The organism is Microbacterium radiodurans (assembly GCF_008710705.1).
Taxonomy (GTDB): Bacteria; Actinomycetota; Actinomycetes; order Actinomycetales; family Microbacteriaceae; genus Microbacterium; species Microbacterium radiodurans.
On the sequence record NZ_VYRZ01000002.1, the window covers coordinates 616,121 to 639,132 of the forward strand.

20 protein-coding genes are annotated in these 23,012 nt (G+C 70.3%); 8 read left to right on the forward strand and 12 right to left on the reverse strand.

The annotated features are described in order from the left end of the window. Nucleotides 1-49: 49 nt before the first annotated feature. The gene (locus F6B42_RS08790) at nt 50-2,119 is read right to left on the reverse strand and encodes a DNA gyrase/topoisomerase IV subunit B (RefSeq protein WP_150419212.1); all 2,070 of its coding nucleotides are present in this window, start codon (nt 2,117-2,119) and stop codon (nt 50-52) included. A gap of 180 nt (nt 2,120-2,299) precedes the next feature. Between F6B42_RS08790 and F6B42_RS08795 the strand changes: the two genes are divergently transcribed. After that, entirely contained in the window at nt 2,300-2,521 is a 222-nt protein-coding gene (locus tag F6B42_RS08795) for a DUF7455 domain-containing protein (RefSeq protein ID WP_150419213.1), read from the forward strand. A gap of 69 nt (nt 2,522-2,590) precedes the next feature. Here the strand turns inward: F6B42_RS08795 and F6B42_RS08800 are convergent, their stop codons facing one another. The 5 genes from F6B42_RS08800 to F6B42_RS08820 form a co-directional block, all read right to left on the reverse strand. Further along, nucleotides 2,591-3,598: a sugar-transfer associated ATP-grasp domain-containing protein gene (locus F6B42_RS08800; protein WP_150419214.1), complete on the reverse strand. Its 1,008-nt coding sequence runs from the start codon at nt 3,596-3,598 to the stop codon at nt 2,591-2,593. Nucleotides 3,599-3,644: 46 nt separating this feature from the next. Beyond that, nucleotides 3,645-4,667 carry a sugar-transfer associated ATP-grasp domain-containing protein gene (locus F6B42_RS08805; RefSeq protein WP_150419215.1) on the reverse strand — a complete coding sequence of 341 codons (1,023 nt, stop codon included), beginning with the start codon at nt 4,665-4,667 and terminating at the stop codon, nt 3,645-3,647. 1 nt (nt 4,668) lies between these two features. Further along, nucleotides 4,669-5,367 carry a coenzyme F420-0:L-glutamate ligase gene (locus F6B42_RS08810; protein WP_150419216.1) on the reverse strand — a complete coding sequence of 233 codons (699 nt, stop codon included), beginning with the start codon at nt 5,365-5,367 and terminating at the stop codon, nt 4,669-4,671. Then, a complete protein-coding gene (locus F6B42_RS08815) occupies nt 5,364-6,677 on the reverse strand; it encodes an RNA polymerase sigma factor (protein ID WP_150419217.1) in 1,314 nt (437 codons plus the stop codon). The genes F6B42_RS08810 and F6B42_RS08815 overlap by 4 nt, the downstream gene beginning before the upstream one ends. A 201-nt stretch (nt 6,678-6,878) precedes the next feature. After that, entirely contained in the window at nt 6,879-7,802 is a 924-nt protein-coding gene (locus tag F6B42_RS08820; RefSeq protein ID WP_150419218.1) for a proteasome assembly chaperone family protein, read from the reverse strand. Nucleotides 7,803-7,885: 83 nt separating this feature from the next. Between F6B42_RS08820 and F6B42_RS08825 the strand changes: the two genes are divergently transcribed. From F6B42_RS08825 to sucB, 3 genes are all read left to right on the forward strand, one after another. Then, entirely contained in the window at nt 7,886-9,352 is a 1,467-nt protein-coding gene (locus F6B42_RS08825; RefSeq protein ID WP_150419219.1) for a leucyl aminopeptidase, read from the forward strand. 2 nt (nt 9,353-9,354) lie between these two features. Beyond that, nucleotides 9,355-10,722, forward strand: a complete 1,368-nt coding sequence (gene lpdA, locus F6B42_RS08830) for a dihydrolipoyl dehydrogenase (RefSeq protein WP_150419220.1) — start codon at nt 9,355-9,357, stop codon at nt 10,720-10,722. Between the two features lie 64 nt (nt 10,723-10,786). Next, complete coding sequence (gene sucB / locus F6B42_RS08835; protein WP_150419221.1) at nt 10,787-12,532, forward strand: 2-oxoglutarate dehydrogenase, E2 component, dihydrolipoamide succinyltransferase; 1,746 nt, start codon at nt 10,787-10,789, stop codon at nt 12,530-12,532. Between the two features lie 14 nt (nt 12,533-12,546). On the opposite strand, the gene F6B42_RS08840 is transcribed toward sucB, so the two are convergent. Then, nucleotides 12,547-13,968, reverse strand: coding sequence for a hypothetical protein (locus F6B42_RS08840; RefSeq protein WP_150419222.1), 1,422 nt, complete (start codon nt 13,966-13,968; stop codon nt 12,547-12,549). A gap of 121 nt (nt 13,969-14,089) precedes the next feature. Here F6B42_RS08840 and F6B42_RS08845 point away from each other — a divergent pair, with 121 nt between their 5' ends. Beyond that, entirely contained in the window at nt 14,090-14,800 is a 711-nt protein-coding gene (locus tag F6B42_RS08845) for a DUF4191 domain-containing protein (RefSeq protein WP_150419223.1), read from the forward strand. A gap of 44 nt (nt 14,801-14,844) precedes the next feature. Here F6B42_RS08845 and F6B42_RS08850 read toward each other — a convergent pair whose 3' ends face one another. Continuing rightward, on the reverse strand, nt 14,845-15,279 hold the full coding sequence (locus tag F6B42_RS08850) for an RDD family protein (protein WP_150419224.1): 435 nt from the start codon (nt 15,277-15,279) through the stop codon (nt 14,845-14,847). A 134-nt stretch (nt 15,280-15,413) separates the two neighbouring features. Between F6B42_RS08850 and glnA the strand changes: the two genes are divergently transcribed. Both glnA and F6B42_RS08860 read left to right on the forward strand, forming a co-directional pair. Then, nucleotides 15,414-16,838: a type I glutamate--ammonia ligase gene (gene glnA, locus F6B42_RS08855; protein ID WP_150419225.1), complete on the forward strand. Its 1,425-nt coding sequence runs from the start codon at nt 15,414-15,416 to the stop codon at nt 16,836-16,838. 138 nt (nt 16,839-16,976) lie between these two features. Beyond that, nucleotides 16,977-17,345: a hypothetical protein gene (locus F6B42_RS08860; protein WP_150419226.1), complete on the forward strand. Its 369-nt coding sequence runs from the start codon at nt 16,977-16,979 to the stop codon at nt 17,343-17,345. 12 nt (nt 17,346-17,357) lie between these two features. Here F6B42_RS08860 and F6B42_RS08865 read toward each other — a convergent pair whose 3' ends face one another. Further along, entirely contained in the window at nt 17,358-18,026 is a 669-nt protein-coding gene (locus F6B42_RS08865) for an esterase/lipase family protein (protein WP_150419227.1), read from the reverse strand. Next, nucleotides 18,026-18,817, reverse strand: coding sequence for an alpha/beta fold hydrolase (locus F6B42_RS08870; protein WP_150419228.1), 792 nt, complete (start codon nt 18,815-18,817; stop codon nt 18,026-18,028). The genes F6B42_RS08865 and F6B42_RS08870 overlap by 1 nt, the downstream gene beginning before the upstream one ends. A 135-nt stretch (nt 18,818-18,952) precedes the next feature. Here F6B42_RS08870 and F6B42_RS14815 point away from each other — a divergent pair, with 135 nt between their 5' ends. Further along, nucleotides 18,953-19,108 carry a hypothetical protein gene (locus F6B42_RS14815; RefSeq protein WP_191089318.1) on the forward strand — a complete coding sequence of 52 codons (156 nt, stop codon included), beginning with the start codon at nt 18,953-18,955 and terminating at the stop codon, nt 19,106-19,108. Here F6B42_RS14815 and F6B42_RS08875 read toward each other — a convergent pair whose 3' ends face one another. Together F6B42_RS08875 and F6B42_RS08880 are read right to left on the reverse strand one after the other, a co-directional pair. Then, nucleotides 19,109-20,008 carry a DUF808 domain-containing protein gene (locus F6B42_RS08875; protein ID WP_150419229.1) on the reverse strand — a complete coding sequence of 300 codons (900 nt, stop codon included), beginning with the start codon at nt 20,006-20,008 and terminating at the stop codon, nt 19,109-19,111. A 10-nt stretch (nt 20,009-20,018) separates the two neighbouring features. Beyond that, nucleotides 20,019-23,009 (reverse strand): bifunctional [glutamine synthetase] adenylyltransferase/[glutamine synthetase]-adenylyl-L-tyrosine phosphorylase, encoded by a 2,991-nt coding sequence (locus F6B42_RS08880; protein ID WP_150419230.1) that lies wholly within the window; start codon nt 23,007-23,009, stop codon nt 20,019-20,021. Between the last annotated feature and the right edge of the window lie 3 nt (nt 23,010-23,012).

Consider the following 23,012-nt stretch of genomic DNA (forward strand, 5'->3'; position numbering starts at 1 on the left):
GCCCTCGCGCCCCGCGAGTCATCCGGTTCGACTCACGGGTCGGGTCGGGTCAGGCGTCGATCGCCTCGCGCGAGAGGCGATCGCTCGAGGTGATGATGAAGTCGCGGCGGGGCGCCACCTCGTTGCCCATGAGCAGCTCGAACACCGCATTGGCGGCATCGGCATCCTCGACACGCACGCGCCGGAGGGTACGACCCGCGCGATCCATCGTCGTGGTCGCCAGCTGATCGGCATCCATCTCGCCGAGGCCCTTGTAGCGCTGCACCGGCTCCTGCCACCGGCGGCCCGCCTTGCGGAGCTTCGTCAGCAGTCCGTGCAGCTCGGCCTCGGAGTAGGTGTAGATCGTCTCGTTCGGCTTGGACCCCGGGTTGACGACGACCACACGGTGCAGCGGAGGCACCGCCGCGAACACCCGCCCTTCCTCGATCAGCGGCCGCATGTAGCGGAAGAAGAGCGTCAGCAGCAGGGTGCGGATGTGCGCGCCGTCGACGTCGGCGTCGCTCATGAGGATGACCTTGCCGTAGCGAGCCGACGCGATGTCGAACGAGCGCCCGGAGCCCGCGCCGATCACCTGGATGATGGCGGCGCATTCGGCGTTGGAGAGCATGTCGCTCACCGACGCCTTCTGGACGTTCAGGATCTTTCCGCGGATCGGCAGGAGCGCCTGGTACTCGCTGTTGCGCGCGTGCTTGGCCGTACCGAGGGCCGAATCGCCCTCGACGATGAACAGTTCCGATTCGGAGACGTCGTTCGTGCGGCAGTCGGCGAGCTTGGCGGGCAGCGAGGACGACTCGAGCGCGGTCTTCCGGCGCTGCGTCTCCTTGTGGGTGCGCGCCGAGATGCGCGCCTTCATCTCGGAGACCACCTTCTCGAGCAGCTGCGCCGTCTGCGCCTTGTCGTCGCGCTTGGGCGAGGCGAACTTCGCCGCCATCTCGCGGCCCACGACGTTCGCGACGATCTGGCGCACGGCCGGCGTGCCGAGCACCTCTTTCGTCTGCCCCTCGAACTGCGGCTCGGGCACGCGCACGGTCAGCACCGCGGTGAGACCGGCGAGGATGTCGTCCTTCTCGAGCTTGTCGGTGCCCACCTTGAGGCGTCGCGCGTTCTGCTCGACCTGGCCGCGGACGACCTTCATCAGTCCCTGCTCGAAGCCCTGCTGGTGGGTCCCGCCCTTGGGGGTCGCGATGATGTTGACGAACGAACGGGTGACCGTCTCGTAGCTGGTCCCCCATCGCAGGGCGATGTCGACCTCGCACGAGCGTTCGACCTCGGTCGGCACCATCGCGCCGTTGGCCTGCAGGACCGGCACCGTCTCGGTGAACGTCGCCGAGCCCTGGAGCCGCCACGTGTCGGTGATGGGGGCGTCGGGCGCCAGGAAGTCCGCGAACTCCGAGAGGCCTCCGTCGAACCGATAGGACGTCTCGGTGCGCTCCTCGCCCCGCTCGTCGGCGATGACGATCTCGAGCCCCGGCACGAGGAACGCGGTCTGCCGCGCGCGCTGCACGAGCTCGTCGAGGGTGAAGGCGGCGTCCTTCGTGAAGATCTGACGATCCGCCCAGTAGCGGATGCGGGTGCCCGATGTGCCCCGCGGGGCCTTGCCGACCACGCGGAGCTCGGACGAGCGCTCGAACGGCGTGAAGGCGGAATCCGGTGCGTCACCGGCGAACAGGCCGGGCTCGCCGCGATGGAACGACATCGCGTGGGTCTTGCCGCCGCGGTCGACCTCGACGTCGAGGCGCTCGGACAGCGCGTTGACCACCGACGCGCCGACGCCGTGGAGGCCGCCGGATGCCGCGTACGAACCGCCTCCGAACTTGCCGCCCGCGTGGAGCTTGGTGAAGACCACCTCGACGCCCGACAGGCCGGTGCGCGGCTCGATGTCGACCGGGATGCCGCGGGCGCGGTCGCGCACCTCGACGCTGCCGTCGGCGTGGAGCACGATGTCGATGCGCGAGCCGTGGCCCGCGAGCGCCTCGTCGACCGAGTTGTCGATGATCTCCCACAGGCAGTGCATGAGGCCCCGGGAGTCGGTGGACCCGATGTACATGCCGGGACGCTTGCGAACCGCCTCGAGTCCCTCGAGCACCTGGAGATGATGGGCTGAATACTCTGCGGTCACGGTCTCCAAGCGTATCCGCGGCCGTGGACATCGGCTGGAGGACACTCGACCGGCAGCGATGCGGCGCCGGAGCGTACGCGCTGAGCGAAATGCACGTCAAATGGGGCATACCCCCGCCCGCGCATGGTTGTATCGAAGGCACTCAGTTGCAGAACCCGAACGACCGAGGAGGCACACACCATGACAACGTCGACGACCACCGAGAGCACCGCCGTCCTCGAGCACCGCCTGACGGCGGCCGATCGTTGCGATTCCTGCGGCGCCCAGGCCTACATCGCGGCCGAGGTCAACGGCAGCGAGCTGCTCTTCTGCGCCCACCACGGACGCAAGTACGAAGAGAAGCTCCGCGCCGTCGCCACGAGCTGGCACGACGAGACCTCGCGTCTCGCGACCGCCATCTGACCCACCGCCCACACGACGGAACGCCCCCGGCCACGAGCCGGGGGCGTTCCGCGTCTGCGGAGGAAGCGGTCAGAAGCCGACGGCCGCCTGATAGGTGGGAAGAAGACCGGTGCGCACGCCCGACGCGCTGGGCTTGGGCTGGAACACGCTCGAGTTGTGGTTGCCCTCGATCACGACGGGCCCGTTCGGGGTGATCGCGAGGTCCCACCCGACGTAGGGCGCCTCGGGCGTCCGACGGGCGAGCGCCTCGGTCAGCGCGAGCACTTCGTCGTAGCGCGGAACCGCGAAGCCGACGATCGCCGTGCCGGTGACCGGGTGCTCGCGATAGACGTTCGAGTTCTTGTCGACCCCGGGGTACAGGGCGACGCCGGCGTCGTCGAGCATCGTGTACATCCCGCCCGAGGCGAAGTTGTCGATGACGTCGCCGTTGCCGATGCGCAGGACGGCGGCCAGGAGCCGCACGTCGCCCGCGGGAGTGAGGAAGGTGATGAGCCGCACGGTGTTGACGCTGTCGGGGTACAGCGAGGACATCTCGGGATGCTGGACGATGAACTCGTCGACGATCGACTGGCGAGCGGCCTCCGCCTCGGCACGGAAGGCCGCGGCATCCGTCACGTTCTCATGGAGGGTGATACCCCCGCCGCCGTGTCCGTCGAGAGGCTTCGCCAGCACCTTCGGGTGGCGCTCGAGGAAGGCCGCGAGCTGCACGTCGTCGATGTCGCGCAGGTCGACGGTCTCGCGGCCGAGAAGGTCGGCGTACTCCCGCGCGAAGCGTCGCTTGTCCTCGAGCTTCGCCCGGCCTTCCGGGGTGTTGTGCATGCGGGTGATGCGGAACGACTTCGGGTGGGTCATCCAGGTCGCGCGTTCGCGCGCGTTCAGGAGTCGGATGTCCCAGACCGCGTAGTCGCGGAACCCCATGTCGTACTTCACGGAGCACCAGAGCATGTCCGCGATGATCACCGGAAGCGGCGCCCGCGAGACCTTCTGCACCTGCCGTGCGAACTCGACGAGGTTGCCGACGCGGATGTTCCGCGCCCGATTGACCAGATAGCCCAGCCGGACCCGTGCTCGACCCATTGCTCGTTCTCCCTCGATCGGATGCCGCGTTCCGACGCCGACGGCGTCAGAACCGCATGGCGGCGCGGTAGCGGGGCAGGAGCCCCCGTCGGATGCCCGACACCGACGGCTTCGACTGGAACACGCCCGTGTTGTGGTTGCCTTCGATGACGACGGGGCGCTCGGGTGTGATGGCGACGTCCCAGCCGATGTACGGCATCTCGGGGACGCGGCGCGCGAGGCGGTCGACGAGGTCGAGGATCTCCGCGTACAACGGGACCTGGTAGCCCGTGATCGGCACGCCGGTGATGGGGTGCACCTCGAACGGGTGCCCCTCCTCGTCGCTCGCCGCGTGGAGCGCCCGCCCGTCCTCGCCGAGCATCGTGTACATCCCGCCGTTGGAGAAGTTGTCGATGACGCCGCCGTTGCCGACCTTCAGGACGGAGGCGAGCACGTGGACGACGTCGTCGGGGTCGCGGTAGGTGACCACCCGCAGCGAGTTGACGCTGCCCGGGTAGAGCCGCGCCATCTCGGGATGCTGCACGAGCACCTCTTCGACGAGGGTCTCGCCCGAAGCGAGCAGCTCCTCGCGGAGCGCGTCGATGTCGCTGATCGTCGCGACGTCGCGCATCGTGATGCCGTTGCCGCCGACGCCGCCGGGATTCTTCGTGATGACCCGCTCACGACCCTCGACGAAGGCGGCCAGCGCGGCGGCATCGGAGATCGACACGTCGAGCCACGCGCGACCGAGGTCCTCTCCGAAACGCCGGGCGAACTGCAGCTTGTCGTCGAAGATGCCGCGCACCGAGTCGTCGTTGAGCCGCCGCGAGAGGTGGAAGGACTTCGGGTCGGTCATGTACGTGAGCCGCTCGCGCCGCGAGAGGATGCGGAAGTCCCACTCCGAGTAGTTCTCGAACGTCGTCTCGTACCGCACAGCGCACCAGGCCATGTCGAGCGCGACCCACCACACGGGCGCTTTCGAGAGCACTGCGGACTGGCGGGCGAACTGCATGACGCGCTCGCGGTCGAAGGAGACGACACGCCGAACGAAGAAGCGGGCGCGGCGGTAGAGCCGGTTCACCGTCCCCATGTCAGGCCTTGCGGATGACGCCGAGCGGCGTGGACTGGTGGCCCTGACCGAGGGGGTTGTCGCGGAGGATGCGCACGAGGCGCTGCTCCCCCGCCCGGTCGAGCGTCGAACCGAGGATGTTGCCGCCGATGTCGTTGATGTCCACGACGGCGACGTCGGCGACGCCCCCCAGCTGCGCCTTGACGCGTGCCGCGACACCGCGGGGATCGGTCGGTCCCAGGACGACGGCCTGGTTGTAGGGCGGGATCGTGCCCGAGGTCGGGCCGTCGATCGCGCGCGCCTTGTCGCCGGCGACGCGGTAGAAATCGCCGCGTCGCCCGAAGAGCTTCGTCACCGCGCTGACCGCGGCGGCGAGCAGGATGCGCGGCGTGCCGCACTCGCGCAGCGCCATCTCCATCGTCTCGGGCATGCCGAGCCCGATGCCGTACGGCGTGCGGGTGACGTACTTCGACAGCGTGCGCGCGAGCGGGCGCACCGTGATCTCGTCGAGCCGGTAGGAGCGGCCCTGCGTGATCGCGACGATCTTCTCGGTCACGAACAGCAGGTCACCCGGCTGGACGACCGATGCCGCGTACTCCGAGATGACGGCGTCGAGGTCGTCGCCGGGCATGACCACCCGCGTTCGGATCGGGATCCGCGCGTAGGACGTGCCGTCGACGACGACCTCGAGGGCCTTGCCCTCGTTGGCCGCGCCGGTCACTCGAGGTAGTCCCGCAGCGACTGCGAACGCGACGGGTGGCGGAGCTTCGCCATCGTCTTGGACTCGATCTGGCGGATGCGCTCACGCGTGACGCCGAACGTGTCGCCGATCTGGTCGAGGGTCTTGGGCTGACCGTCGCCGAGGCCGAAGCGCATGCGGATGACACCCGCCTCGCGCTCGCTGAGCGAGTCGAGGAGCGACTCGAGCTGACGCTGGAGCATCGTGAAGCCCACCGCGTCGGCGGGGACGACCGCCTCGGTGTCCTCGATCAGGTCGCCGAACTCGCTGTCGCCGTCCTCACCGAGGGGGGTGTGCAGCGAGATGGGCTCGCGGCCGTACTTCTGGACCTCGATGACCTTCTCGGGAGTCATGTCGAGCTCGCGGCTCAGCTCCTCGGGCGTGGGCTCGCGGCCCAGGTCCTGAAGCATCTGGCGCTGCACGCGGGCGAGCTTGTTGATGACCTCGACCATGTGCACCGGGATGCGGATGGTGCGGGCCTGGTCGGCCATGGCACGGGTGATCGCCTGACGGATCCACCACGTCGCGTACGTGGAGAACTTGAAGCCCTTGGTGTAGTCGAACTTCTCCACGGCGCGGATGAGGCCGAGGTTGCCCTCCTGGATCAGGTCCAGGAACTGCATGCCGCGACCGGTGTAGCGCTTGGCGAGCGACACGACGAGGCGCAGGTTCGCACCGAGCAGGTGGCTCTTGGCGCGCTGTCCGTCGCGCGCGACCCACTGCAGGTCGAGCCCGAGCTGGTTCGACTTCTCAGCCGCCGACATGTGCGACAGCTTCTCCTCCGCGAACAGACCGGCTTCGATCCGCATCGCGAGCTCGACCTCCTCGGCCGCGTTCAGAAGCGGGACCTTGCCGATCTGCTTCAGGTAGTCCTTGACCGGGTCGGCCGTGGCGCCGGTGATCTGCGTCGAGTAGACCGGGACGTCTTCCTCATCGCTCGTCGAGATGACGATCGCGCCCGTGGGAAGCGGCTCGGTGAACGCCGGCTTCGTCGTCTCCGCGTCGTCCTCCTCGTCGTCACCCTTCTCGGATGCCGCGGCGGGAGCCGCCTCGTCGGCGGTGTCGTCGTCGGAGTCGACCGCGACGTCCTCGTCGAGATCCTCCTCGTCCTCGTCGTCATCCGCCTTCGCCTTGGAGGCCTTCGCGGGCGCGGCCTTCTTCGCGGCGGGCTTCTTGGCGGTCGCCTTCTTCGCGGCCGGCTTGGCGGCAGCCGACTCCTGAGCGGGGGCGTCCTCGACGAGTTCGGTGTCCTCGCTCGCGCGGGTGCGTGTGGTCTTCGTGCCTGACGTCACGGTTAGCCTCTCACCGATGCGATCGCATCGGGTTCTCGGACACTAGTAAGACCCTTGTCAAGTCCTCGTGCCCCTCGACGAGCGAGGTGCGGATGGATCGACAACGGGTCAGGTCCTTCATTGTCTCATATCTCCTGCGCTACCCCGGCGCAAGAGCTCCCCCCTATGAGAACGCCGACCGCCGATCGCCCATTCCCCGCCTCAACGACCCCACTTGTCGTCGTCGCCGGGAGGCCGCGACGCGAGGAAACGCTCCAGCTCCGCCGCCAGCTCGTCCGCGCTCGGAAGATCCCCGGTGTGGATGATGGGCTGCCCGAGGCCGGCCCCGGCCATATAGGAGTCGTACCGCTCCTCGAGCGTGTGCAGCATCGTCGTCAGCTCGTCGCTCGCGGTGACCTGGTCCTGCACCTTCTGCAGGTAGTCGCGGTTCTCACCGCGGAGGATGTCGCTGTCGAAGACGAGTCCCGTGGCGACGCTCAGGCTGTCGAGGCCGGCGATCGCCGCGCCCGGGTACTCGGTATCGCCGAGGTAGTGCGGGACGAGGAGCGCGAAACCCGCGACGCGCGCATCGGTGGCGGCGAGCCGCAGCTCCAGGAGGTGTCCCGCCGTCGCGGGGATCTGCGTCCGCGGCTTCCAGACCGAGTGCGCCGCCGTCAGATCCTTCCGGGTGCCGCTGACCGTCGTGCCGATGGGGCGGGTGTGCGGCACCGGCATGGGGATGGCGTGCACCCACGTCACCGAGGCCACCTGCATCCCCTCGGCCAGGCCGATCACCGTCTCGGCGAACGCCTCCCATGCGAAGTCCGGCTCGTAACCCGACAGGAGCACGAACGGCTGCCCGAGCGAATCGTGCGCGAGCGCGAGCTCGAGCCGGGGCGGCCGCAGGTCGGTCAGGTGGTCCTCGTCGAAGGTGATGACGGGCCGGCGGGCGCGGTAGTCGAACAGGACGTCGTTGTCGAAGCTCACGACCGTCGACGGGTCCAACTCGTCGCGGAAGTACTCGACCATGCGCGAGACCGCGCCGCCCGCGTCGGTGAAGCCGGTCAGCGCGATGACGAGCGGCAGGCCGGTCGGCACGGGGGGCGAGCCCTCGGCGCGTGCGTACAACGGTCCGGACAGAGGCATACGCCAACTCTACGAGGCCGTGTCGGGGCGGGGCGCGCGCGAGCCCTCGCTGACAGCGAACGTGACGAACCTAGGATGGAGGGATGCCGTTCCCCGAGATCGCGCACACCCGCGCTCCGATCACCGAGTCCCCCGCCGATGCCCTGGTCCTGGTCCTCCCGCCTCTCGGGGACGACGTCTCCCCGCCCGACGATTGGCCGGGCATCGCCGAGATGCTGACGGCCGTGGGATTCACCGGTGCGCGAGGTTCGGTCTCGCGTGTCTTCCTCCCGGCGATCGCCTCCGTCCCCGTCATCGTCGCGGGCAGCGGCGCCGCACCCGATGAGAGCGCCATCCGCGACGCCGTGGGCGCCGCCGTCCGATCGACGACCGGCTTCGCCAGCCTGGCGGTGTCCGCCCCGCTGGCACCCGCCGCGCTGTGGGCCGCCGCAGCCGAAGGCGCCGTGCTCGGCGGCTACCGGTTCGCCGGGTACAAGAGCGAGGCTCCGAAGCCCCGCGCCGAGCGGGTCACGATCCACGCCGACCTCGAGGTGCCGGCCGCGGAGATGGCGGCAGTCCGAGCGATCGGCGCCGCCGTCGCCCTGGTGAAGGACCTCGTCAGCATCCCCGCCGAATGGCTCTCCCCCGCCGATGCCGCCGAACGCGCGACCGAGGCCGTCGCCGGCCTCCCCGTCGAGGTCGAGGTGCTCGACGAGGACGAGCTCGCAGCGCAGGGCTTCGGGGGCGTGCTCGGAGTCGGCCAGGGGTCGGATCGCCCCCCGCGTGTCGTGCGCCTGGACTATGCGCCGGCCGGCGCGGGGCGGCACGTGGCGCTCGTCGGCAAGGGCATCACCTTCGATACCGGCGGCCTCTCGCTCAAGCCCGCGGCGAGCATGGTCGGCATGAAGTACGACATGGCCGGCGCGGCCACGACCCTCGCCGCCGTGTTCGCCGCGGCATCCCTCGAGCTGCCGGTGCGCGTCTCGGCGTGGCTCTGCCTCGCCGACAACATGCCCTCGGGCCGGGCGACCCGGCCGGGCGATGTGCTGCGGATGCTCGACGGGACGACCGTCGAGGTCCTCAACACGGATGCCGAGGGCCGGCTCGTCCTCGCCGACGGTCTCGTCGCGGCCAGCCGCACCCGTCCCGACGTGCTCGTGGACGTCGCGACCCTCACCGGCGCCATCATCGTCGCGCTCGGTCACCGGCACACCGGCGTCATGGGCGACGACGAGGCCGTCGCCCGCTACCTGGCCGCCGCCGAGAAGGCCGGCGAGCCGGCCTGGCACCTGCCGCTGCCCGCCCACATGGCGGATGAGCTCGACTCGCCGATCGCGGACATGCAGAATGCGAAGATCGGCGACCCCTCGGGCGGGTCGCTCTTCGCGGGACTCTTCCTCCAGCGCTTCGTCGGTCGTCGCGACGATGACGACACGGCGTCCCGGATCCCCTGGGTGCACCTCGACATCGCGGGATCGGGAACCACGAAGGCGGCGTTCGGCGCCACCGACAAGGGTCCCACCGGCGCGACCGTGCGCTCGCTCGTCGAGTTCATCCGCGGGGAGGCCTGAGCGTGCTCGTCGACACCGATCTCGTCGTCCTCGGAGGCGGCAGCGGAGGTTATGCCGCCGCCCTGCGTGCCGCCGAGCTCGGCTCTCGCGTCGTCTTGATCGAGAAGGACAAGGTCGGCGGCACCTGTCTGCACCGCGGCTGCATCCCGACGAAGGCCCTGCTCCACTCCGCCGAGGTCGCCGACAACGTGCGCGACTCCGGCGCCGTCGGGGTCTCGGCCAGCTTCGAGGGCATCGACATCGCGGCCGTGCACGCCTACCGCGACGGCATCGTCACGAAGAAGCACCGCGGCCTCGAGGGACTCCTCGCCGCGCGGAAGATCGAGATCGTGCGTGGTGCCGGGCGCCTCGACGCCGACGGCACCGTGCCGGTCGGCGATGACGTCTACCGCGCGCGGAACGTCGTCATCGCGACCGGATCGTACAGCCGCGTGCTGCCGGGGCTGACGCTCGACGACCGGATCGTCACGAGCGACCAGGCCCTGAGCCTGCCGGAGGTCCCCCGCCGCGCGGTGATCCTCGGCGGCGGGGTGATCGGCGTCGAGTTCGCCAGCATCTGGCGCTCCTTCGGGGCCGAGGTCACGATCGTCGAAGCGCTCGATCGGCTCGTTCCGGCAGAGGATGCCGCCATAAGCAAGGCGCTCGAGCGCGCGTTCCGAAAGCGCGGCATTGTCTCACGCACCGACGTGCGGTTCGCGGGCGCCACGCGGACTGCCGACGGCGTCACGGTCGGCCTCGAGGACGGCACCGCCCTCGAGGCCGACGTCCTCCTCGTCGCCGTGGGTCGCGGCCCGGCGACCGCGGACCTCGGGTTCGAGGCAGCCGGCGTCGAGCTCGACCGCGGCTTCGTCCGGGTCGACGAGCGCCTCCGCACGACGCGCGAGAACGTGTGGGCCGTAGGGGACGTCGTTCCGGGCCTGCAGCTCGCGCACCGCAGCTTCCAGCAGGGGATCTTCGTGGCGGAGGAGATCGCCGGGCTGCATCCGACGATCGTGCCCGATGCCCTCGTGCCGAAGGTCACCTACAGCAGCCCGGAGGTCGCCTCGGTCGGCCTGACCGAGGCGCAGGCGCGCGCCGAGCACGGCGAGGCCGTGGCCGTCGCCGAGTACAACCTCGCCGGCAACGGCAAGAGCGAGATCATCGGCACGGCCGGACTCGTCAAAGTCGTCCGCCGCGTCGACGGTCCGATCCTGGGCGTCCACCTCGTCGGCGACCGCGTCGGCGAGCTCATCACCGAGGGGCAGCTCGCCGTGGGCTGGGAGGCCCACCCCGAGGACATCGCCCCGTTCATCCACGCCCACCCGACGCAGAGCGAAGCTCTCGGCGAGGCATTCCTGGCGCTGGCGGGAAAACCCCTCCACGCGCTCTGACCGGTCACCCGATGCGAATCAGTAAGCTAAACAGACATCGGCATTTCTTGAAGGAGACAGATTCATGAGCACTTCCGTGGTCCTCCCCGCGCTCGGAGAGAGCGTCACCGAGGGAACGGTCACCCGCTGGCTCAAGAAGGTCGGTGACACCATCGAGGCCGACGAGGGCCTGCTGGAGATCTCGACCGACAAGGTGGACACCGAGATCCCGTCGCCCGTGGGCGGTGTCATCGAGGAGATCCTCGTGCAGGAGGACGAGACCGTCGAGGTCGGCGCCATCCTCGCGAAGATCGGCGACGGCTCCGGCGCCCCGGCCGATGACGCTCCCGCCCAGGAGGCTCCCGCCGAAGAGAGCGCAGCTCCCGCAGCCGAGGCTCCGGCCGCGGCAGCGCCCGCGGAGCAGGCCCCGGCGGCCGAGGCCCCCCAGCAGAGTGCGCCGGCGGCATCCGGAGACGCGAAGGACGTCGTGCTCCCCGAGCTCGGCGAGAGCGTGACCGAGGGAACCGTCACGCGCTGGCTCAAGCAGGTCGGCGACGACGTCGCCGTCGATGAGCCGCTCCTCGAGATCTCGACCGACAAGGTCGACACCGAGATCCCCGCGCCCTTCGCCGGCACGCTCGTCGAGATCCTCGTCCAGGAGGACGAGACCGTCGAGGTCGGCTCCGCGCTCGCGCGCATCGGCTCCGGCGCCCCGGCCGCGGCTCCCGCAGAGGCCCCGGCCGAGCCCGCCCCCGCCGCGGAGGCGCCGGAGGCCCCGGCTCCGCAGGAGTCCGCCCCCGCCGCACCGGAGTCGGCTCCCGAGCAGGAGGCCGCCCCGGCGGCCCCGGCTCCGCAGGAGTCCGCCCCGGCCGCGCAGGCTGCGCCCGCCGCAGAGGAGTCGGCTCCGGCCGGCAACGACGGCGTGACGTACGTGACGCCGCTCGTGCGTCGCCTCGCCCAGCAGCAGGGCGTCGACCTGTCGACGATCACCGGCAGCGGCGTCGGCGGACGCATCCGCAAGGAGGACGTGCTGAAGGCCGCCGAGGCGGCATCGTCGTCGGCAGCAGCGGCGCCCGCCGAGAAGGCAGCCGCGCCCGCCCCGGTCGAAGTCTCCGAGCTCCGCGGAACGCGCGCGCCGATGTCGCGCCTGCGCAAGGTGCTCGCCAAGCGCGCCGTCGAGTCGATGCAGCAGACCGCTCAGCTCACGACCGTCGTCGAGGTCGACGTGACCAAGCTGTCGGTGCTCCGCGACAAGACCAAGGTCGAGTTCAACGAGAAGACCGGAGCGAAGCTGTCGTTCCTGCCGTTCTTCGCGCTCGCGGCCGCCGAGGCGCTCCAGGCCTTCCCGATCGTCAACTCGACGGTCGACGGCGAAGAGATCGTGTACCCGGCGACCGAGAACATCTCGATCGCCGTCGACACCGAGCGGGGGCTCCTCACGCCCGTGCTGCGCGACGCGGGCGACAAGAACCTCGCCCAGATCGCCCAGGACATCGCCGACCTCGCGGCCCGCACGCGCGACAACAAGCTGAAGCCCGACGAGCTGGCCGGCGGCACCTTCACGATCACCAACACGGGTTCGCGCGGCGCGCTGTTCGACACCCCGGTCGTGTTCCTGCCGCAGTCCGCGATCCTCGGCACCGGAATCGTCTACAAGCGCCCCGGTGTCGTGACCGTCGACGGCAAGGACGCGATCTCGGTGCGCTCGTACGTCTACCTCGCCCTGTCGTACGACCACCGCACGATCGACGGCGCCGACGCGGCTCGCTTCCTGAGCGCTATGAAGGCCCGCCTCGAGGCCGCGCAGTTCGAGGGGCAGCTCGGCTACTGACCGGCTGACGCCCTTCACGGCTGGTCCGCGACGTCGTACACGTCGCGGACCAGCCGTTTTCCGTCGTGATCGACGAGGACGACGATCTGCGGCGGCCGGACGCCCTCGGCGTCTTCGACGCGGACGACCGTGACGCCGCCGAGGTCGTCGAGGAGGGTCACGACCCACTGATCGCCATCGGTCACCAGCCCCGGCGGGATCACTGCATCCGGACGTTCGAGGATCCGCGCTCGGCAGGCCGCCTCCTCGGCAGCGTGGCAGCGCGACAGCTCCGCGATCGCACGATGCGCCCCCGCCGCGGGGTCGAGGTCGGTCCCCACCGCGGGGTCGATGCCGGCATCCGTCGTCGGGCCGCGCTCGGCCGCCGGGACACCGGGCGGGACGCGCTCGACCGGTGGGTCCTCCAACGGGGCCGCCTCCGTCGTGACGACCGGCGGCGCCGCCTCACCCGCGCCCGCGGTCGGCTCGGTGGTGACCGCCACACCGAGCGCCACCGTCACCCCCATCGCGGCGACGGCCGTGACGGCGAGCCGCATCCGGCGCCGTGGCCGGCCCGCCGGGCGCCGCGCGGCGGAGCGGGAGGCTGCGAAGCGGCGCGCCGCCGACGCACGCCGGAGGGCGCGGAGCACGATGTCCGACGACTCGGCCGCACGACGGCCGAGGTCGTGATCCCATCCCCGTGCCACCAGCGCTCCGACACCGTGCGCGAGTGCTCTGCCGGGATCGGCCGGCGTCACCCCGTGGCCGCTCCCCCGGCGGACACGCTCCGTGCGGCGGGTGGTGGTCGACGGCTCTCCGCGACGACGATCGACGTGTCCGTGTCCCGGCGCCGCAGCCCCCGTGTCGGTCGCGGTCGCGGCCGCGGTCGCGGGCAGCGGCTCCGGTGCCGCGATGGCGAACAGGCGCTCCTCGAGCTCGGCGAGCGTCCGATCGTCCAGCTCACCCTCGACGAGGCGGCCGAGCGCATCCGCCACGACCTCGCCGCACGCCGCCGAGTCGACGAGCGGAGCGACGAGACGACGTGAGACCGTCTCGACGCTCTCTTCTCCCCGCGGAACGAGCACCGGCCGTCCGTCGTCCGTCACCCACCACTCGCCGACAGCGATGCCCCAGCGGTCCGCCTCGCGAACTCCCCGCAGCACGCTGACCAGGAGGGTGACCGCGACGCCCGCGTCGTCGAGCGCGACACCGGGCGCATATGCGAGCCGTCCGCGGAGCGGCGGCAGCACGAGAACGGCGGAGCCGTCGACGTCGTCGACGTCTTCCGCGGCGAGGACGTGGCCGCCGGCCGACGCGATCGCCACGACGGCCGGGGCGTCGCCGGCGATCACGCGGTAGCGAACCGGATGCGTGGCCGAGAGCACGCCGGGGAAGGGAACCTCCGGAGGAGCGACGGCTCGCAGAGCGAGCGCGGGAGCGGCGATGGCGGTGTGCATCTGCTCATCGTCGGACGGTGCGCGGGCGCCGCGCGCGCCGCGTCCGGCGTCGGCGGAGAGCCGCGGGGCAAGCGCATCTGTGCAGACGTCGCCGCGGGGCGGTGAAAGGTAGGCTGGAGGCATGTCGTCCCGCAGCACCGCCCCCGAGAAGCGGCCCGGTTTCTTCTCGCAGCTCCGCTCCCTCTTCACGTTCACGAAGGAGTACTACGGCTGGCTGCCGTGGGCGCTCGCCGGAATCCTGGTCGCGGGCATCGGCATCGGGGTCCTGGTCGGCTTCCTCATCCCACCCGGCGCCATCTGGAGCGTCATCCTCTGGGGCTTCACGGGTCTGCTCGTCGGCATCCTGGGCGCGATGATGACGATGACGCGCCTCGCCACGCGCGCGATGTACAAGCGTATCGACGGGATGCCGGGCGCCACCGGCCACATCATCTCCACCAATCTCGGTCGGCGCTGGCAGGCATCCGAGATGCCCGTCGGTGTGAACCCGAAGACGCAGGAGGCCGTCTACCGCGCTGTCGGTCGCGGCGGCGTCGTCATCATCGGGGAGGGCGCCCGCGGGCGACTCACCCGCCTGATCAACGACGAGCGCGCGAAGGTCAAGCGCGTCGCCTCGGGCGTGCCCGTCCACGTCCTGTACGTCGGCCACGGCGACGACGACGTCCCGATCGCGAAGCTCGCACCGACCATCAAGGCCCTTCCGAAGGCGATCGACCGCACGACGATGGCGGCCGTGATCAAGCGCATCGAATCGGTGTCGCAGTCGGTGACGTCCCTCCCGATCCCCAAGGGCGTCGACCCGATGAAGGCTCGCGCGCAGCGCCCGCGCTGAATCCGGCGGATCGAGCGCACGCGCTCGTCGTCGAACGCTCGAGGTCAGGCCCGGACGAGGATCGTCCGGGCCGCCTTGTCGTGGAGCCCGCGCTGGTCGGGGTCGAAGACGACGGCGGGGATCACGAGGACGAGAAGCAGCGTCCGGACGATCGGACGCCAGAGCCCCACCCATCCCCCGGTCTCGAGCTCGAGCCGCATCCCGACGATGCGGTGCCCCGGGCTGCCGCCGATGAACGGGATGAAGACGATCTGCAGTGCGGCGAAGACGAGGAGAGGCGCGAAGAGCGTCCATCCGGCCTCGCCGGGCAGCGCGAACTGGTCGTAGCCGAGAAAGGCCGTCGCGATCAGCGTGGCGGCGGCGTAGTCGATGAGCAGTGCTCCGGCGCGACGGCCGAGGCGTCCGATGCTTCCCGGCCCCCTCTCGGGCCTTCCGAGACGCTCACCCGGATAGCTGTTGACGAAGGCCTGATCGGACACTCCTCCAGCCTAAACGGGGCCGCTCGCGTAACATCCCGGAAACATCCGGGATACTGCCGAGCAACTGGATGCCGATAGGTTCGAAGAGGTCTGGATCGATTCCAGGCTGTTCCTCACCCGATCTTGGAGACTCCATGTTCAAAGATTCTTCCGAGGTGCTCAAGTTCATCCAGGACGAGGACGTCAAGTTCCTCGACATCCGTTTCACGGATCTCCCCGGTGTCCAGCAGCACTTCAACATCCCGGCCTCGACCGTCGACGAGGAGTTCTTCACGGTCGGCCAGCTCTTCGACGGCTCATCGATCCGCGGCTTCGCGAACATCCACGAGTCGGACATGCAGCTGATCCCGGATGTCTCCACGGCGTATGTGGACCCGTTCCGCGAGGCGAAGACGCTCATCATGATCTTCGACATCTACAACCCGCGCAACGGCGAGATCTACGCGAAGGATCCGCGTCAGGTCGCCAAGAAGGCCGAGAAGTACCTCGCCTCGACCGGCATCGCCGACACCGCGTTCTTCGCACCCGAGGCGGAGTTCTACATCTTCGACGACGTCCGCTACGAGGTGAAGCAGAACTCGAGCTTCTTCGCCGTCGACTCCGAAGAGGGCGCCTGGAACACCGGCCGTGTCGAAGAGGGCGGAAACCTCGCCAACAAGACCCCGTACAAGGGCGGCTACTTCCCCGTCTCGCCGGTCGACAAGACCGCCGATCTCCGCGACGACATCTCGCTGAAGCTCATCGAGTCGGGCCTCGTGCTCGAGCGCGCCCACCACGAGGTCGGTACCGGTGGCCAGCAGGAGATCAACTACCGCTTCGACACCATGGTGCACTCGGCGGACGACATCCTGAAGTTCAAGTACATCGTCAAGAACACGGCCGAGGAGTGGGGCAAGGTCGCGACCTTCATGCCCAAGCCCCTGTTCGGCGACAACGGCTCGGGCATGCACACCCACCAGTCGCTGTGGCTGAACGGCGAGCCGCTCTTCTACGACGAGCAGGGCTACGGCGGTCTGTCGGACCTCGCCCGCTGGTACATCGGCGGCCTGCTCAAGCACGCCCCGGCCGTGCTCGCGTTCACCAACCCGACGCTCAACTCCTACAAGCGTCTGGTCAAGGGCTACGAGGCGCCGGTGAACCTGGTCTACTCGGCCGGCAACCGCTCGGCTGCGATCCGCATCCCGATCACGGGCACCAACCCCAAGGCCAAGCGCATCGAGTTCCGCGCACCGGACGCCTCGGGAAACCCGTACCTCGCCTTCGCCGCACAGATGATGGCGGGCCTCGACGGCATCAAGAACCGCATCGAGCCGCACGAGCCCGTCGATAAGGACCTCTACGAGCTGCCGCCCGAGGAGGCCAAGAACATCCCGCAGGTTCCGAACTCGCTGCTCGACTCCCTCGAGGCGCTGCGCAACGACCACGAGTTCCTGCTGGCCGGCGGTGTCTTCACACCCGAGCTGATCGAAACCTGGATCGAGTACAAGATCGAGAATGAGATCCAGCCGATCAACGCCCGCCCTCACCCCTACGAGTACGAGCTGTACTTCGGCGTCTGATCCTCGCGTGACGAAGCCCCCGCGCCATCGGCACGGGGGCTTCGTCACACCCGAGCCGCGTCGGCTAACCATCCTCCCCCGCGCGGCGCGGCGGGAATGCGCATCGAGCGAATCGGATGCCGTGCGATGATGGGCGAGATGAGTGATGACCTGCCCCGCGTTCCGGTGCGCTCGAAGACGCTCCTGGAGACCTGGGTCGCCGAATTCTTCGATCAGGGGCCGAACGAGCGGTTGTCCGTGAAGGTCGCCATCCAGGACGGCTCCGACGGATCGGACACCGGCCTCGTCATCCTCCATCTCACCCACGCGCCCGCCGACATCTACATGCAGCCGGTCGGCTTCGACGAACCGCGCTGGGAGGCGACGCTCACCGCGCGTGAGAACGACCTGGCGCTGAGTCCCTACGAGATGATCGGACTCGCGTCCGAGGTCGCTCTCGCCGGAAGCCTGTGCACGTTCCTGCAGTTCAAATCGCTCGAGTGGGATCGGATGAGCGGCCTGCGCTGAACGATCGCGCGATCACTCCGTCACCCGCTCTACTTCGGCGACGACGCGGGGGTGGGCGAGGATGCGGAAGTGACCGCCGGTGTCGAGGCGCACGTTCCGCGCACCCGCGAGCTCGCTGCCACCCGGGATGTGCGGATCGAACCGGCCATAGACCGAGACGATCCGCTCGTTGGGCACCAGCTCCCGGGTGAGCGCCCGGATGATCGGCGCGCCGGGTGAGAAGGCGCGGAGCGACGGCAGGAGCATGAGGCGCCCGTAGAACGAGCCTCCGAACGGACTCGCGACGGCGACCATCCCGCGCACGCGCGGTGCCAGTTCGGCATCCGTCATCACTTGCTTGCCGACGAGACCGCCCTTGCTGTGGGCGACGAGGATGACGTCGCGCAGATCCTGCTCGCGCAGGTAGTCGGCGACGTGCCGTGCGCCGCGCGGCACGGGCCAGCGGTTGCGGCCGAGCGCGGTGACGACGTGCACCGGATGCCCGCGCTCGTGCAGCTCGGTGATGAGCGGCTGCATGAACCGCCAGGTCTCGTAGATGCCGGGCAGCACCACGATCGGCTGCCGCTCCCCCGCGCCGAACGACGCCGGTCCGGTGCGCGAGAAGAACGCGCGCACCTGCCAGGTGACGGCGTAGGCGTAGTCGGCGACCCACCAGAGCGCGTTCCGGATCGGATGCGGCATCACGGCCGCCTGCTGCCGGCGCCGACGAGGTGCTCGAGGATCGCCTGGGCGACGGCCTCCGGCGCCGTGCGCTCGACGTGGTGTCCGTGTCCGGGCACGACGACGACGCTCGCCCGGTGGGCGCGCCCGGCCAGGCGCGCGAGCCATGCGTCTCCGGCGATCGGGTCGCGACCGCCGCGTACCAGCAGCACGGGCACGGCAGCATCCGCCAGCCGCTCCTCCGTCGGGTAGGCGAGCATGCATCCGACCTGCGCGAGGAACCAACGCTTGCGCGAGCGGAGGTAGTCGGCGAAGACCCGGGCGTTCACGCGCGGCGGTTCGCGGAACCCGTCGCGGGCGAGGGCTGTGCCCTGCGCGCGCAGTGTGCGATGACGATCATCCGCGACCGGGCCGATCAGCGCGAGGCCGGCGACCGCCGCCGGCCGGCGTCGCGCGATCTCGACCGCCCACTGCGCGCCCATGGAGTGACCGACGAGGACGACGGGCGCATCGGTGAGCGAGGCGATGACCGCAGCGAGCGCATCCGCCATCCGCTCCACCGGGACGTCGTCGACCGGGGCCGGCAAGCCGGCGAAGCCGGGCAGGTCGATGCTGTGCACCGCGCCCGACGTCGCGAGGACGCCGTGGAGGTCGCGATAGGAGCGATGCGACATCCCGACCCCGTGGAGGAGCACGTAGCTCATGCCGCTCGAGCGCGCCGTGCTCCAGACGCGGAAGCGCAGGCCGTCGACGGTCTCGTCGCGTCCGCGCGCTCGCGAGCCGCCCGCAGCGGCTCGGTTCCGTCCGTCCATCACCGCGCCAGCGTACGCACCGGGCCCCGCCGTCACACGAGTCTTGACGCGGCGCCCCGGACCACGAACGTTCCGAGCCGAGAGGGCGCTGTCAACCGGCGTGACGAGCGTCGCCGCACGCGGTGGACTCGCCCCATGACCGACGCGACGAACGACCGACACCAGCCCATCGCCGACCCGGCCGCGCAGCGCACCGATCGGGACGACACCTCGATCGTCCCGGACCTCGCCGAGGACCCGGTCGAGCAGGAGGAGAGCCGAATCGACGATGCGACCTCCCGCGACGACTGATCAGTGAGCTCCGGCGCCCTCCGCCCGGTGACCGCCGGAGCGGAGGCGCCGGATCACGGCGATCACGCCGACGATCGCGAGCCCCACCAGCAGGCCGGCGATCGCCGACACCAGTGTCTCGCCCGTCCACGCCACGACGGCGCCGAGCGGATGCAGCAGGTGTTCGACGCCGTGGAGCAGCTCGAGGCTCGCTCCCAGGCCGACCTCCCCGAGGTTCTGCAGCACGAGATGCCCGCCCACCCACAGCATCGCGACCGTGCCGATGACGCTGATGACGCGGAACACGGCGGGCATCGATCGGACGATGCGCGTTCCGGTGTGGCGGACGCGGCGCGACGGGCTCTTGGCCATCCGAAGGCCCACATCGTCGATCTTCACCAGGAGCGCGACCGCGCCGTAGACGATCCCGGTCATCAGCAGCGCGATCACGGCGAGCACGGCGAGCGTCTGCCAGATGTCGAGACCGTCGTCGATGTTCGACAGCGAGATCAGCATGATCTCAGCCGAGAGGATCAGATCGGTGCGGACGGCTCCGAGCACGAGCTTCTTCTCGTCGCGCGGTCCGTCGTCGGCCGCGCCGTGGTGCACACCGAACCACTCCAGCACCTTCTCGGCCCCCTCGTAGCAGAGGAAGCAGCCTCCGAGGATGAGGAGGAACGGCAGCACCGCCGGCGCGAAGGCGGTCAGCAAGAGCGCCAGCGGGATGATGATGAGGAACTTGTTCGCGATCGACCCGAGGGCGATCTTGCCGACGACCGGCAGCTCGCGCGCCGGCGTGATGCCCTGCACGTACTGCGGAGTGACGGCGGCGTCGTCGATGACGACACCCGCTGACTTCGCCGACGCTCGCAGCGCCGCGGTCAGGATGTCGTCCACGACAGCCAGCAGACCAACGGACATGTGATTCCCCTCAGCCGTAGAACAGCTTCTCGAAGACCCGGCGGGCCTGGCGCGCGGTGCGCATCCACTCCTCCTCGACCTCGGTGGCCGAGTGCGGCGGGTACTCCAGCAGACGACCGATGCCGTCGAGTCGCCCTCGATCCGAGGGCAGGACATCGCTCGTCTGACCCGACAGCAGCGTATTCGCCGAGCGCAACCGGCTCGCGAGACGCCAGGCGCTCGCGAGTTTCTCGGCGGCATCCGCGGGTACCAGGTCGGCCTCTACGGCCGCGGCGAGCGCGTCCATCGTCGAGGTGGTGCGGAGCCCCGTCACGTGGTGCGCGTGCTGCAGCTGCAGGAGCTGCACGAACCACTCCACGTCGGAGAGACCGCCCGGCCCGAGCTTCAGGTGGCGTGAGCGGTCCTGCCCCTGCGGGAGGCGCTCCGTCTCGACGCGCGCCTTGATGCGCTTGATCTCACGGAGTCCCTGCGCGTCCGGCGCCTCCGGATACCGCACGTCGTCTGCCAGATCGAGGAACCGCCGGATGAGGCTGACGCTGCCCGCGACGCCGCGGGCGCGCAGGAGCGCCTGCGCCTCCCACGACAGCGACCACCGGCGGTAGTACTCCGCGTAGGCGGCGAGCGATCGCGCCAGCGGTCCGTTGCGTCCCTCGGGGCGAAGATCGGCATCGAGATCGAAGGGCAGGCGATGGTCCTCGGAGAAGCGGCGGAGGCCGTGGACCAGCCGCACCGCGAGTTCCTGCGCGCGCTGCGGATCGAGGCCGTTCGGTTCGTAGACGTACATGACGTCCGCGTCCGACCCGAAGCCGAGCTCCGCACCTCCGAAACGCCCCATCGCGATGACGGAGAAGTCGAGCGCATCGTCCTCGGGCGGAACGACCTCTCGACGGACCGCACGGAGCGTGGCCTGGATCGTCACCTCGCTGATCGTCGTCAGCCCCTCGGCGAGCTGCTCGATCGACAGGTCGCCGACGACGGCCGCCATCGCGAGCCGGAGGAGCTCGCGGCGTCGAAGCGCCCGGACCGCCGACATCGCGTCGTCGATCGACGCGTGGCGCGTCTGGATCGCGCGGGCCTCCTCTTGCAGCACGAATCCGGGGCGGGGCCGCAGCTGATCGGCGGAGTCGAGCCACGCGATGGATTCGGGGATCCACTCCATCAGCTCGCCGACGTAGCGCGAGCCCGACAGCAGTCGCGTCACGCGCTCAGCGGCCCCGGACGAGTCGCGGAGCATCCGCAGGAACCACGGGGTGTCGCCGAGCCGCTCGCTGATCCGACGGAAGGCCAGCAGGCCGTAGTCGGGGTCGACGCCGTCGGCGAACCAGCGGATCATGACGGGCATGAGGTGGCGCTGGATGACCGCCTTGCGGCTCAGCCCGCTCGTGAGCGCGCCGATGTGGCGCAGCGCCCCGGCAGGGTCGCGGAAGCCGATCGCCGCCAGCCGGGCCTGAGCCTGGTTCGGCGAGAGCGACTGCTCGTCGGCAGGCAGTGCCGCGACGGCGGAGAGGAGTGGCCGGTAGAAGAGGCGGATGTGGATCTCGCGCACCTCGCGCTTGATGTCCTCCCACGCCGCGACCACGCGGTCGCCGCCGTCGCCCAGCCGGGCGGCCCGCGCGAGGACGCGCAGTGAGCGCCCGTCCTCGGGCATGAGGTGGGTCCGACGCAGCTCCCGCAGCTGCAGCCGGTGCTCCATGACGCGCAGGCGCCGGTAGTGCAGCGCGAAGCGCGTGGCGTCCTCGCGTCCGATGTACCCCTCCGAGACGAGGGCATCGAGGGCATCGAGGGTGGAGCGTTCCCGGATCCGCTCGTCGGTGACGCCGTGGACGAGCTGCAGCAGCTGGACGGTGAATTCGACGTCGCGGATGCCGCCGGGGCCGAGCTTCAACTGACGAGCGACCTCGGCGGGAGGGATGTGGTCGGTGACGCGCTCGCGCATGCGCTGGACGCTCTCGACGAAGTTCTCGCGCGAGCCGCTGGCCCACACCTTGGGCTCGACCGCCGCGACGAACGCGTCGCCCAGCTCGGTGTCGCCCGCCAGGCAGCGCGCCTTCAGGAGCGCCTGGAACTCCCAGCTCTTCGCCCACCGGTCGTAGTACGCGACGTGAGAGCCGAGGGTCCGCACGAGCGCGCCCTGCTTGCCCTCCGGCCGGAGGTTCGGATCGACCTCCCACAGTGCCGGCTCGCGTTCGACCTCGGAGATCCCGCGCATCGTCTGCGTCGCCAGCCGCGTCGCGATCTCGATCGCGCGGCTGTCGTCGACGACCTCCTCGTCGCCGCTCTCGCCCACGAAGATGACGTCGACGTCGCTGACGTAGTTGAGCTCGCGCGCGCCGGCCTTGCCCATGCCGATGATGGCCAGCCGGGTGGCGGCCACCTCGTCGCGCGAGAACCGGCCGGCACCGGGCACTCCCGCCACGAGCCGTGCCCGCGCCACGGCGAGCGAGGCCTCGAGGGCGGCGCCGGCCGCATCCGCCAGCGCGGCCGCGACCGCGTGCAGGATGAGCGCGGGGTCGGACGAGCCGAGATCGAAGCGCGCGATGCGCGCGACCATGCGCCGGTATCGCACGCGCAGGGCGATCCAGGCTTCGTCGGCCGCGGTGGCGGCGAAGCCGTCCACCTCGCCCACGCTCTCGCGCAGCGCCGCGTCCAGGTCGTCCCGGCTCGGCAGGCCTTCTCCCGCCGAGACGAGGTCGGCGAGCTCCTCGGGATGCCGGAGGTAGAAGTCGGCGAAGCCGATGGAGGCGCCGAGCACCGCCCATACCGCCTCGGGGCGACGAGCCAGCGCCGACGTCACCGCCGCCGCATCCCGTCGCGCGACCCGCACGAGCGCTGTGACGGCGCCGTCGGGGTCGGCGGCGGTCTCGGCCGACGCGACGAGCTCCGCGCGCGGGATGCCGGTCAGCTCGGCGAGCTCGGACAGTTGCGCGTCGGCGTGGCCGAGGTCGTCGAACCCGGCGCGAGCAAGGCCCGTGAGACCGGACGAGCGAGGATCGCGCGTCATGAG